We start from the raw sequence: 11961 nt of genomic DNA on the forward strand, positions 1-11961 counted from the left end.
AGCTTTATGCCAATTATAAACGGAATCCCAATTGATAAGGAAAAAAAGAAATAGTAAACGAAAAACAAGTAGCTTTGATCAAATAGATATATTTTTAGTATTATTTGCAATATTCTTAACAGGACTGTGTTTATTACTAATAATTAAAAATTCACTTATTAAAAATATATTCAATGAGCAAATTGAAAATAATGACAATTTTGAATTTAGCCAATCAAAACCTAATAAGATAGAAGCAAAACTAGAGAATACAAAAAATGAAACTATTAAAATACTTAACAATGAAAAATTTTTAATAAAGCCACCTGAAATACAAAAAATTGAAGAAGAATTTAAATATCAAGAACAAAAATACTTAAAAAACAAAAAAGAAGTTAAGCTATATTTTATAAAAGTTACCGCTGAGGGACATTTTTTAAAACAATGGATTAAACGAACTATTCAATATGATAAAAATATTCTCAAAGAAACATTAAAAGCACTAATTAATGGTCCTAATGAATATGAACTTAAAAATAATTTTTTAAGTTTAATTCCTATCAATACCAAAGTATTAAACTTAAGTATAAATGATGGAATTGCCCACATAAATTTATCTAAAGAGTTTTATGAAAATAGTTTTGGAGTAGAAGGAACAATTAATCAAGTCAAGCAAATTATTTTAACATGTCTTGAAATTCAAGGCATCAAAGGAATAACTTTAAAAGTTGAAAACAATCCAATAATACTTGAAGACTTAAATTTAGATTTTTCAGGAATCCTAGATAACAAAAAACTCGCAAAATATTAAAAATTAATATCATCAAGAAGGGCAAGAGATTGCATAAGATTTATTGAATTATCTTTAACAACCAAAAACATAAATTCTTGATTTCCTTTCCGTCCTTTGGTTGCAAGTTTTAATATATTTTTAATTTGTAGATCATTATCATAAAACTTTTTAATTACCTTATTTAATATATTACTCAGATATCTCTCTCCAACTATACCATTAAAATTTTTTATATTTAAATTTAATCCTTTAAGCTCAAATTGAGGTTTAACAAGAACAACGATAAGCTTATCATAAAGCTTATCAATTAAATTTGCACATATACTAATTACAGATCTAAAAGAAACATCAATAACGGCAAAATTAGGCTGTATGTCAAATTGTTTAATATCAAAAATATTAGTCTTTTCAAAAACTTTAACCCTTGGGTCAACTCTTAATTTATAAGATAGCTGATTAAATCCAACATCAACTGCATAAACTAACTTTGCACCTTCTTGCAAAAGACAATCTGTAAAACCACCTGTTGAAGCACCAACATCTATACAGATTTTATCTTTAACTGTAATTTTAAATGTTTCTAAAGATTCAAAAAGTTTATGACCTCCTCTTGAAACAAATTGCCTAGACTCACTCTCTATTAAGTTTATTTTACTATTTCTTAACAGCAAAACCTTAGGATTTCTTTCTTTGTGAGAATTGACATACACCCTGCCAGTCAAAATTAAAATTCTAAGTTCTTCTCTTGTCAGACCTGGACAATTCTTGCAAAGCACATTTAATAAACTATTTCTGTATTCTTTCAATTTTCAAAGCACGTCCTGTTTTTAAATGAGAAGTAATAACAACTCCCTGTATAATCACATCCTCTTCAACAGTTTCTGTTCGTAAAGCCACATATTCAAGTAATCCTTTAAGAGAAATCTCAGGATTAAATCCTATTACAGAATTCAAACTACCTGTCATTCCAAGATCACTAATATAAGCAGTCCCCTTATCTAAGATTCTCTCATCTTGGGTCATTATATGTGTATGCGTACCAATAACTCCAGTTACCAATCCGTTTAAAAAATATCCAAAACTCTCTTTCTCATAATTACTCTCAGCATGAAAATCGACAAAAATAGTTTTAACTCTATTTCTAATCATGTTCACAACTTTTTTTATATTTTCAAAAGGATTTTTAACAATGAAAGTCATTCCTAAAAATCCCTGAATATTTATAACAGCAACTTTTTCATTTTTAACATTTAAAATACAATACCCATGTCCTTCAAGAAGATCTGAAAAATTATTTGGTCTTAAAATATACTCCTGTTTATCCAAATATTCCCTTATACTATGATCTGCATAAACATGATTACCTGTAGTAATAACATTCACACCTACCTTAAAAAGATTTTCTGCTATCTCTGGAGTAATTCCAAAACCACCTGAGGAATTCTCCCCGTTGACAATTGTCAAATCTATATTATACTTCTCTTTAAGATTCTTAAGATTAAAAAAAACCTTTTTAAGTCCCCCATTACCTATGATATCTCCAATTATTAATGCTCTAATCACATCGTTATCTTGCATACTCAATAACTCTAGTTTCACGAATAATAGTAACTTTTATTTTACCAGGATATCTCATCTCAACTTCTATTTTCTTTGCAATATCTCTTGCAAGAATAGTAGCTTTCTCATCATTAATCAATAAATTGTCAACGATAATTCTAACTTCACGACCTGCCTGAATTGCATAACACTTCTGAACACCCTCAAATCCATATGCAATCTCTTCAAGTCTCTTAAGTCTATTTATATAATTGTTCAAACTTTCACGTCTTGCACCAGGACGAGATGCAGAAATAGCATCAGCTATTTGAACAACGATAGCCTCAAAACTTTCAGGCTTTATTTCATTATGATGTGCAGCAATAGCATTGACAACAATATCACTCTCTCCACAACTTTGAGCAAGCTCAGCACCCGTAATAGCATGCCCCTCACTATTCTCAGAAATACTTTCCATACCCTTTCCAATATCATGCAAAAGACATGCTCTCTTGACAACAACAGGATCTAATTTCATCTCCTTAGCTAAAATTTCTCCAATTATTGCTGTTTCTTTTGAATGACTTAGAACGTTTTGACCATAACTGCTTCTAAAGTAAAGCCTTCCAAGTCCCCTAATAAGCCTTTTGTCAAATCCATGTATATTTAAATCAAATACTACCTTTTCGCCTTCCTCAAGAATAATATTATTGATCTCATTAGTAACACTATAAACAATTTCTTCAATTCTTGCAGGATGAATTCTCCCGTCTGCAACGAGTCTCTCAAGAGTCCTTTTTGCTATCTCCTTCCTTACTGGATCAAAACATGATATAACAACAGCCTCAGGAGTATCATCAATAATAATATCTGCACCTATTAATGTCTCAAGAACCCTGATATTACGTCCTTCTTTACCAATGATTCTACCTTTCATCTCATCATTAGGCAGTTCAACAGAAGTAACTGTAAACTCAGAGCTGACCTCTGTTACTATACGTTGCATAGTAGAGACCAATATATCTTTAGCTACCTTATCTGCTAGAAGTTGAGCCTCTTGTTCACTTTTATTAATAATTATTTGAGCATCTCTCTTAGATTCATTTTCAACTTTTTCAATTACAATCTTTTTTGCTTCTTCTTTTGTAAGACCAGCAATATTTTCTAACTTTTTAACAAGAGATAATTCCTTATCTCGTATTATTTTTTCTTTTTGCTCAAATTCCTTAAGCTTAAAATCAATCCTACTTTGCTGCTTATCAAGAGCTGATATTCTTTTATCTAAAGTTTCTTCTCTTTGTAATAATCTTCTCTCTAAATTAAAAACCTCATTTTTTCGCTCTCTTATTTCCCTATCCTGCTGGTTTCTCTCTTTAAGCATTTGAGCTTTTGCATATGAAATAACTCGCTTTTTTTCATTTTCTATCTCTACGATTGCCTCTTCTTGTACTTTCTTTAGCTTTTTATCTAAATTTAATAAAGAAAACCTACCTAAAATAATTCTTATTAAAAAACCTAATACAATACCTAAAACACCAACAAGAATAGAAGAAAAAGTAATATATGACATACAATTTACCCCCTATTCTGCCAAACCAATTAAATATAAATCCTTTAAAAGGATATATTTAATACGTAAGACTATTGCTTTTCTTCTAAGGTTTTATCAACTAGTTCAAGAATTGCCATCTCAGCTGCATCCCCATACCTTTGTCCTAGCTTAATAACCCTAGTATACCCACCCTTTCTTTCTTTAAAGATAGGGGAAATTCTAGTAAATAATCTATTCAGAATATATTTATCATGTATAAATTTTGATACTTCTCTTCTGTTATGTACACTATCAACTTTAGCCCTAGTAATTAATTTTTCAGCAAATCTCTTAACTTCACTCAATTTTGCTTTAGTAGAAGTTATTTTTTCATGCCTAAAAAGAGAAATTACCATATTTCTCAAAAGCGCCTTTCTATGACTTGATTTTCTATCTAACCTATTAAATCCTACCTTAGTCTTCATATAACAATGATCTCCCTTCTAATGAGATATTTTATCGTTTTTATTCAATATTTTTAGAGCTTCTGCCTTAGACATTCCCAAAAATAATCCATAAGCACTAAGCTTTTCAATTATTTCTTCTAAACTTTTTTTCCCAAAGTTCCTTGCCTTTGAAAGATCCTCTGCACTTTTGCTAATAAGTTCTCCTAAAGTCTTAACATTTTCCTTGGTCAAACAATTAAGAGATCTAACAGATAAATTTAATTTCTCAATATTTATACTAAGTATATCGGAATCTCTAAGTTCAGAACTCTCAACAGAATGTACAACCTTATCTTCAAAATTAACCAATGGAAGCAAAAAGTCCCTCACTACAGAAGCCGCTTTTTTAATTGCGTCTTTAGCACTAATTACACCTGTTGTCCAAATTTCCATAACAAGTTTATCATAATCAGATCTCTGCCCAACTCTAGTATCTTCAACAGAATATGTCACCTTTTCTATTGGAGAGAATATAGAATCAAGTGCAATGGTATTAACTTCTTCTAAATATTTAGCATTCTGTTCAGAAGAAACATAACCTCTTCCATAATTGATTTGAAATTCAAAATCCAAATTTGCCTCACTTGAAAGTGTAGCAATAACTAAATCTTTATTAAAAACTTCAACACCTTCTCTTTCAAGATGAACTGCCTTTAAAACATTAGTATCTTTTCCATTAACAGAAAGATTTATTGTAGTACTATTAACTCCCTCATCTAACTTTAAGTGAATATTCTTAATATTAGCAATTACTTCAAGAGTATCCTCTACAACACCAGGTATTAAATCAAATTCACTTGAAACGATCTTTAAAGACCCACCTTGATTAGACTGAACCCTCATAGCAGAAATAGCATATCCTTCAATAGAAGATAGCAAAACTCGCCTTAAAGTGTTACCAATAGTAACACCAAAACCTTTCTCAAAAGGATACATTATAAATTTTCCATAAGAACTATCATCCTCTCCTCTTAAAAACTCAATCCTATCAGGTATAGTAAAATCTTTCAAAAGCTTTCCTAAAGACATCAATAGCTCCTCTAACTAAACTCGTCTAGTTTTCTTAGGTCTACACCCATTATGCGGTATTGGAGTAACATCTGAGATTGATTTAACAATTATACCTGTTGATCCAACAGTTCGTATGGCAGACTCTCTACCAATCCCCGGACCTTTAACAAAAACATGAACATAATTAATACCAAAATCCTTAACTTTACCTAAAGCCGCTTCTGCAGTCATCTGAGCAGCATAAGGAGTCGATTTTTTAGCACCCTTAAATCCCATTCCACCTGCACTTGCCCAAGCTAAAGTATTTCCTCTTATGTCTGATACAGTTACTATGGTATTATTAAAAGTAGCCTGTATATAAACATTGCCTTCACCAATATTTTTTTTTACCTTTTTTTTATTAGTTGATACTTTTGCACTCAAACTTATCTCTCCTATATAAGCAAAAAAACTTTATTTAGCAGCCATCTTCTTATTAGCCACAGTCTTTCTCTTTCCCTTCCTGGTTCTTGCATTAGTCTTAGTTCTCTGCCCTCTTAAGGGTAAACCTTTTCTATGTCTAAGCCCCCTATAACATGCAATATCCATAAGCCTCTTAATAGACATAGCTAACTCACTTCTAAGCTTTCCCTCAACAACATAATCACTTTCAATTATTTTCCTAAGCTTATTAATTTCATCATTATCCAAATCTTTAGCTCTTTTTTCTGGTAAAATATCTGTTTTTCTGCAAATTTCTAAAGCTCTAGCTCTTCCTATTCCATAAATAGACGTAAGAGCTATTTGAAGTTGTTTGTTATTTGGCAAATCTATTCCTGCTATCCTAGCCATTTTTTCCCCTTATTTTTGTCTTTGTTTATGTTTAAGATTATCACAAATAATTCTTAAAACACCTTTTCTCTTTATCACTTTACATTTTTCACAAATTGGCTTTACACTTACCCTAACTTTCATAAACTACTCCTAAATTTTCTGCAAAAAAGCATACTTTTTGCCAGGTCCACGAGACAATCCTTGAGTCTTTAAATATGCATCAATCTGAATTAATGTATCAAGAGCTACTCCTACCATAATAAGGAGTGAAGAACTACCCATAATCCTTGAGACATCATAAGGAAATCTAAAAATATTCTGCACTAAAAACGGAATAATTGCAATAATAGACAAAAAAATAGAACCTGAAAATAATGTTCTATTCATAATTTTATCTAAATAACCCTCCATCTCATCCGCCTTTATACCTGGAATAGTTCCCCCATTTTTACGAATATTATTACTTATATCTTTTGGACTCAATTGTATCTTTGAATAAAAATATGTAAAACCTATTATTAAAACTACATTCAATAAAGTATAATAAAGCCCATTAGGCCTTAAATAAGATAAAATTTGTCTTGAGAGAACAGAAGTTCCAGCAAATCCACTTAAAATTTGCAAAGGCAAGGTAATAAGCACAGATGCAAAAATAACAGGCAACACACCTGACGGATTAAGCTTGATTGGTAAATATGAACTAACTGTATTCCTTGAGTTTGCTCTAGCATAATGAATAGCAATCCGTCTTTGTGCCTTATACTCATATATGATCAATATAACAACCAAAATAAACACACTTAATACCAGTATCATAAAGACAGGATTAATATTTTGAGATGGATCTCGAATGCTCTGAAAAAGATTAAATAAAGCCGCTTGAAGCCTAACCACTATTCCTGAAAAAATTATTAAAGACACACCATTCCCAATGCCTCTCTGATTAATTTGTTCACCAAGCCATAAGAGAACAAAAGTACCTGTTGTAACTGTTAAAATAGCAATAAAAATATATCTATAAAAAGGCATATTAAGAGCACCTGGAATGCTTTTAGCATAAAGACTAGTGGCATATCCTTGAGCTACAGCCGCAACAATTGTTAGATATTTCGTGTATTTTTTTATTTTTTTTCTCCCATTATCCCCTTCTTGCATCTTTTTAAGAGAAGGAAAAGAATAAACAAGAAGCTGAATAATAATTGATGCTGAAATATAAGGACTTATGCTAAGCATAAATATAGAAAAATTACTAAAAGCACCACCTGAAAAAAAATCAAAATAATTAGTAATTGAAAAATCCGACTGGGATTTAAAATAACTTCGAAGAGCCACAGGATCTATTCCTGGTATTGGCAAGTAAGATCCAACCCTAAAAATAAAAAGAATAAACAGAGTAAATAAAAATTTGCTCCTTAAATCCTTAATTGTAAATAAATTAAAAAACAAACCTTTCATTTCACTACCATTTCAAACTAATTTAATACTACAACCAAATTTCGTTGCCAATTCTTCAGCAGACTTTGAAATACGAGAAACTTCAAAATTCACTTTCTTAGTAAGCTCGCCATTAGCCAAAATCTTGATATTTTTTTTATTCTTACTTATAAGCCCTTTTTGTAACAAAGTATTATAATTTACTAAATCTCCATCCTCAAATTTTCTATCTATATCCCCAAGTCCTACAATCTCATACTTTACCTTATAATCATGATTGGAAAAACCTCTTATTGGAAGTCTTCTATAAAGAGGAGTTTGTCCTCCTTCAAAACCAACCCTTGGCGAATTATTCCTAGCTTTTTGCCCCTTTTGCCCTCTACCAGAGGTTTTTCCAAGACCAGAACCTGGCCCCCTACCAACAATTTTTCGAGACTTATTAGCTCCTAAAGGTCTCCTTAGCTTAATCATTCTTTACCTCACTTAATAAAACCATGCTAATTACACTATTAAGCATCCCTTGAAGAGACTTGTTTAAAACATGAACTTTTTTATCTCCTATTCTCTTAAGACCCAAAGCTTTCAATGTCTTAACCTTACTGTCTAATTTTCCAATAAGACTTCTCTTAAGCTCAACCTCGATCTTAATGTCGCTCTTAGTAAGAATTTCTCTATTATTTTTCATCTTTCTAATAAAAACCTTATTCTTCAACCTAGATCTTGAGGCTTTAAACCTAATCTTTTTAAGCTGAAGTCGCAATTTTCTCTTAATCATAAATTAACCCCATAAAGTCCTTAAAGTTTTACCTCTTATTTCTGCTATTTTTCTAGCATCTAAAACCAAGTCAAATGCTTTAAAAGTCGCTTTTACCACATTCATAGAATTATTTGAACCAAGAGACTTACTTAAAATATCATGAACTCCCAAAGCTTCCATGACAGCACGAACAGGTCCACCTGCAATAATACCAGTACCTTGAGTTGCTGGCTTAATTAAAACTCTGGCTTTTTTAAAATCACCAATGACCATATGAGGAAGAGTACCTTTTCTAATAGGAATAACCCTTAAATTTTTTCTAGCACTAGCCAAACTCTTCTTTATTGCATCACTAGCATCATTAGCCTTACCAAATCCCCAGCCAACTTGACCTTCACCATCACCAACAACCATAAAAGCAGAAAAAGAAAACCTTCTTCCACCCTTTACAACTTTAGTAACCCTACTTAATGATATCAATTTCTCTATTTGCTTTTTATGAACTTGAGATTCCACTATAATTCCCCCTAAACATCAATACCGGCTTCACGCAAAGAAGTTGCAAAACTTGCAATAAGACCGTGATATTTATAACCATTTCTATCAAAAATAAGTTTATTTATATTTTTATCCTTAAGTTTCTTTGCAAGAATTTCGCCAAGTTTCTTTACATCATCAATATTTTTGTTCAATTTAAGATCTTTTTCAATAGTAGAAATACTTGCAAGAGTATGACCAGCCACATCATCAATGACTTGAACATAAAAATATTTATTGGATTTAAAAACTGTAACCCTAGGCCTATCTGCAACACCAAATCCAATTCTATCTCTTATTCTCTTTTTACGCTTTATATTTCTTTTTTCAGATTCTTTTACTTTTTTCATAAATACTCACCTAAAACCTACTTTTTTACTCCTGATTTCCCTACTTTGCGTCTGCTTACTTCATTATCATATTTAATTCCTTTACCCTTATATGGCTCAGGAACCCTTAAACCTCTAATCTCAGAAGCAACCTGTCCAACTCTACACTTATCTATGCCCTCAACAGCAATTTTGGTATTACCATCAAGTCGAATATTAATTCCCTTGGGAATCACATACTCAAATTGAGTTGAATATCCTAAGTTAAAAAAAAGACTCGTTCCTTGTTGCTCAACCCTGTACCCTATACCACTAATAGTAAGAGATTTTGAAAATCCATCAGATACTCCCTTAACCATATTAGAAATTAAACTTCTATAAAGTCCATGAAAAGCTCTTGTCTGTTTATCGTCAAAAGAACGCTCAACAATAATATTACTCTCCTCAACTCTAACCTTAATGCTACTCTTTATTTCTTGGCTTAATTTGCCTCTCTTACCCTCAACTGTTACTATGTTGTCTTTAATATCAACCTTCACAGAATCAACTATCTTTATAGGAAGTTTACCAATACGTGACATATTTACCTACCTCTTAAACTTACCAAACTGAGCAAATTAGCTCACCACCTACTTTATTATCTTTGGCTTGCTTGCCAGTAATCACACCTTTTGAAGAAGACACTATTAATATGCCATACCCATTCTTTATTCTTGGCATATTTTTGTATGAAGAATAAACTTTTCTACCAGGAGTCGAAATAGCATCTATTCTATTTATAGCAGGATTTCTCTTATTATCATAATTTAGTATTGCCTTAATAAAAGAAATGCCTTTCTTATCAAAGATATTATAATTCTTAATATATCCTTCTTCTTTCAGAATGTCTAAAATAGATTTATTTATTTTAGACATCTTTAAGTCCACAGACTCATGCTTAACCTTACTTGCATTTCTTATCTTAGTTAACATATCTCCCACTGAATGCGTAACAGCCATAAATTCTCCTTACCAGCTTGATTTTGAGACTCCAGGAATTAATCCTGCAGATGCATGATTCCTAAAGCATATACGACACATACCAAAATCTCTCATATACCCCTTTGGACGCCCACATAACTTACATCTATTTTTTTGTCTTGTTTTATATTTTGGCTTTCGTAAGGCCTTAACTATCATTGATTTTTTAGCCATAAATAAAAACTCCTTTAATTACTAAATGGCATACCAAACTTCGAAAGCAAAGCTTTACCCTCTCTGTCGTTTAAAGCCGTAGTTACTATTGTGACATTCAAGCCAGATATCCTCTCTATTTTATCATAATCTATCTCAGAAAATATTATTTGTTCTGCTATGCCAAAAGAGTAATTACCATTGCCATCAAATGCATTTCCATTTACACCTCTAAAATCTTTAACACGAGGTAACGCCAAATTAATAAGTTTATATAAAAATTCATACATAATATTACCGCGAAGAGTAACCTTAGCGCCTATCTCTTGACCTTGTCTAATCTTAAATCCAGCAATGGCTTTTTTGGCCTTTGTCTTAACAGCCCGTTGACCAGTGATTTGACTAAGCTCATAAACAGTTGAATCTAAAAGTTTTTTATTTTTAACAGCATCACCAACTCCCACAGAAACAATAATTTTTTCTATTTTTGGAGCTTGCATAATAGACTTATATTGGAACTCACTAACAAGTTCTTTTATAATATTATCTTTATAATGCTTCTTTAACGCAGGAACATAACTCATAAGCTAAACATTCTCCCCATTCTTTTTAAGGAATCTCTTTTTTTCATTATTTTCAAATTTAAACCCTATTCTTGAAGATATACCATTTGAAAATAACATTACATTTGAAATATCTATAGGTGCTTCCCTATCAATTATCTTACTCTTCTCTTGAGGAGTTCTTGCCTTGATAACCTTCTTAACCATATTACAAGACTTAACAATAACCTTAAGATTTTTCCTATCTATGCTAACAACTTCACCTGTTTTACCTCTATCCTTACCACAAAGAATTTTTACATTATCGCCTACTTTCAACTTAGTCTTCATAAATAACCCCTTATATTACCTCTGAAGCCAATGAGACAACTTTCATAAAATTAGCATCCCTTAGCTCTCTTGCAACAGGTCCAAAAACTCTCTTACCTCTTGGATTCAAATTAGCATCAAGTATAACACATGCATTATCATCAAATCTAACATAAGTCCCATTCTTCCGTCTTATCTCTTTTGAGGTTCTAACAACTACGGCTTTATGCACCTCTCCTTTCTTAATAGGTGAATTGGGAATTGCTTGCTTCACAGCAATAACTATTATGTCTCCAACCCTAGCAGATCGTTTTTTACTTCCACCAATAACTTTTATGCACTCTGCTATCTTACCACCCGTATTATCAGCAACCGCTAAATATGTCTGCATCTGTACCATAATTAATCTCCTCTACAAAAATAACTGAAATTATTTTGATTGCTCCAAAACTTCAACAAGCATCCATCTTTTTTCTTTACTAATAGGCCTGGACTCAATAATCTTTACTTTATCTCCAAGTTTTGATTCTTCTCTCTCATCATGAGCTTTCACTCTTCTGCTAACTTTTAAGTACTTATGATAGATAGGATGCATTTTCCTTTGAACAATTTCAACAACTATTGTTTTACTCATCTTATCACTAACAACCTTTCCAATTAACTCTTTCTTATTTTCCCTTGCCATAA

21 protein-coding genes are annotated in these 11961 nt (G+C 31.4%); 1 reads left to right on the forward strand and 20 read right to left on the reverse strand.

Annotated features, from left to right (window positions below):
* The first annotated feature begins 31 nt into the window (after positions 1 to 31).
* On the forward strand, positions 32 to 790 hold the full coding sequence (locus tag R5397_RS01835; protein ID WP_421622697.1) for a GerMN domain-containing protein: 759 nt from the start codon (positions 32 to 34) through the stop codon (positions 788 to 790).
* Here the strand turns inward: R5397_RS01835 and R5397_RS01840 are convergent.
* The 20 genes from R5397_RS01840 to rpsQ all read right to left on the reverse strand — a co-directional run bounded on the left by R5397_RS01840 (position 787) and on the right by rpsQ (position 11959).
* Positions 787 to 1578 carry a TlyA family RNA methyltransferase gene (locus tag R5397_RS01840; RefSeq protein WP_247065654.1) on the reverse strand — a complete coding sequence of 264 codons (792 nt, stop codon included), beginning with the start codon at positions 1576 to 1578 and terminating at the stop codon, positions 787 to 789. The genes R5397_RS01835 and R5397_RS01840 overlap by 4 nt on opposite strands.
* A complete protein-coding gene (locus R5397_RS01845) occupies positions 1559 to 2350 on the reverse strand; it encodes a TIGR00282 family metallophosphoesterase (RefSeq protein WP_247065653.1) in 792 nt (263 codons plus the stop codon). The genes R5397_RS01840 and R5397_RS01845 overlap by 20 nt, the downstream gene beginning before the upstream one ends.
* Complete coding sequence (gene rny / locus R5397_RS01850) at positions 2340 to 3881, reverse strand: ribonuclease Y (RefSeq protein WP_421622698.1); 1542 nt, start codon at positions 3879 to 3881, stop codon at positions 2340 to 2342. The genes R5397_RS01845 and rny overlap by 11 nt, the downstream gene beginning before the upstream one ends.
* A gap of 71 nt (positions 3882 to 3952) precedes the next feature.
* Positions 3953 to 4327 carry a 50S ribosomal protein L17 gene (rplQ, locus tag R5397_RS01855; protein ID WP_247065651.1) on the reverse strand — a complete coding sequence of 125 codons (375 nt, stop codon included), beginning with the start codon at positions 4325 to 4327 and terminating at the stop codon, positions 3953 to 3955.
* A gap of 18 nt (positions 4328 to 4345) precedes the next feature.
* On the reverse strand, positions 4346 to 5377 hold the full coding sequence (locus R5397_RS01860) for a DNA-directed RNA polymerase subunit alpha (protein WP_421622699.1): 1032 nt from the start codon (positions 5375 to 5377) through the stop codon (positions 4346 to 4348).
* A 15-nt stretch (positions 5378 to 5392) separates the two neighbouring features.
* Positions 5393 to 5782, reverse strand: a complete 390-nt coding sequence (gene rpsK, locus R5397_RS01865) for a 30S ribosomal protein S11 (protein WP_247065649.1) — start codon at positions 5780 to 5782, stop codon at positions 5393 to 5395.
* 30 nt (positions 5783 to 5812) lie between these two features.
* The gene (gene rpsM, locus R5397_RS01870; RefSeq protein ID WP_421622700.1) at positions 5813 to 6190 is read right to left on the reverse strand and encodes a 30S ribosomal protein S13; all 378 of its coding nucleotides are present in this window, start codon (positions 6188 to 6190) and stop codon (positions 5813 to 5815) included.
* Positions 6191 to 6199: 9 nt separating this feature from the next.
* Entirely contained in the window at positions 6200 to 6313 is a 114-nt protein-coding gene (gene rpmJ, locus R5397_RS01875) for a 50S ribosomal protein L36 (protein WP_002557090.1), read from the reverse strand.
* A 9-nt stretch (positions 6314 to 6322) separates the two neighbouring features.
* Positions 6323 to 7627 carry a preprotein translocase subunit SecY gene (secY, locus tag R5397_RS01880; RefSeq protein ID WP_421622701.1) on the reverse strand — a complete coding sequence of 435 codons (1305 nt, stop codon included), beginning with the start codon at positions 7625 to 7627 and terminating at the stop codon, positions 6323 to 6325.
* A gap of 12 nt (positions 7628 to 7639) precedes the next feature.
* The gene (gene rplO / locus R5397_RS01885; protein ID WP_421622702.1) at positions 7640 to 8077 is read right to left on the reverse strand and encodes a 50S ribosomal protein L15; all 438 of its coding nucleotides are present in this window, start codon (positions 8075 to 8077) and stop codon (positions 7640 to 7642) included.
* Positions 8070 to 8381: a 50S ribosomal protein L30 gene (gene rpmD / locus R5397_RS01890; RefSeq protein WP_421622703.1), complete on the reverse strand. Its 312-nt coding sequence runs from the start codon at positions 8379 to 8381 to the stop codon at positions 8070 to 8072. The genes rplO and rpmD overlap by 8 nt, the downstream gene beginning before the upstream one ends.
* A 3-nt stretch (positions 8382 to 8384) precedes the next feature.
* Complete coding sequence (rpsE, locus tag R5397_RS01895; protein WP_421622704.1) at positions 8385 to 8879, reverse strand: 30S ribosomal protein S5; 495 nt, start codon at positions 8877 to 8879, stop codon at positions 8385 to 8387.
* 11 nt (positions 8880 to 8890) lie between these two features.
* Positions 8891 to 9250 (reverse strand): 50S ribosomal protein L18, encoded by a 360-nt coding sequence (rplR, locus tag R5397_RS01900; RefSeq protein WP_247065644.1) that lies wholly within the window; start codon positions 9248 to 9250, stop codon positions 8891 to 8893.
* A gap of 17 nt (positions 9251 to 9267) precedes the next feature.
* The gene (gene rplF, locus R5397_RS01905; protein WP_421622705.1) at positions 9268 to 9810 is read right to left on the reverse strand and encodes a 50S ribosomal protein L6; all 543 of its coding nucleotides are present in this window, start codon (positions 9808 to 9810) and stop codon (positions 9268 to 9270) included.
* Between the two features lie 19 nt (positions 9811 to 9829).
* Positions 9830 to 10228 (reverse strand): 30S ribosomal protein S8, encoded by a 399-nt coding sequence (gene rpsH / locus R5397_RS01910; RefSeq protein WP_247065642.1) that lies wholly within the window; start codon positions 10226 to 10228, stop codon positions 9830 to 9832.
* Positions 10229 to 10237: 9 nt separating this feature from the next.
* Positions 10238 to 10423, reverse strand: a complete 186-nt coding sequence (locus R5397_RS01915) for a type Z 30S ribosomal protein S14 (protein WP_011772438.1) — start codon at positions 10421 to 10423, stop codon at positions 10238 to 10240.
* Between the two features lie 14 nt (positions 10424 to 10437).
* Positions 10438 to 10986: a 50S ribosomal protein L5 gene (gene rplE / locus R5397_RS01920; RefSeq protein ID WP_247065641.1), complete on the reverse strand. Its 549-nt coding sequence runs from the start codon at positions 10984 to 10986 to the stop codon at positions 10438 to 10440.
* Positions 10987 to 10989: 3 nt separating this feature from the next.
* Positions 10990 to 11295 (reverse strand): 50S ribosomal protein L24, encoded by a 306-nt coding sequence (rplX, locus tag R5397_RS01925; protein ID WP_247065640.1) that lies wholly within the window; start codon positions 11293 to 11295, stop codon positions 10990 to 10992.
* Between the two features lie 10 nt (positions 11296 to 11305).
* Complete coding sequence (rplN, locus tag R5397_RS01930; protein WP_247065639.1) at positions 11306 to 11674, reverse strand: 50S ribosomal protein L14; 369 nt, start codon at positions 11672 to 11674, stop codon at positions 11306 to 11308.
* 30 nt (positions 11675 to 11704) lie between these two features.
* Positions 11705 to 11959: a 30S ribosomal protein S17 gene (gene rpsQ, locus R5397_RS01935; RefSeq protein ID WP_247065638.1), complete on the reverse strand. Its 255-nt coding sequence runs from the start codon at positions 11957 to 11959 to the stop codon at positions 11705 to 11707.
* Positions 11960 to 11961 lie beyond the last annotated feature (2 nt).

The organism is Borrelia sp. MN22-0132 (assembly GCF_049201035.1).
Lineage (GTDB): Bacteria > Spirochaetota > Spirochaetia > Borreliales > Borreliaceae > Borrelia > Borrelia puertoricensis.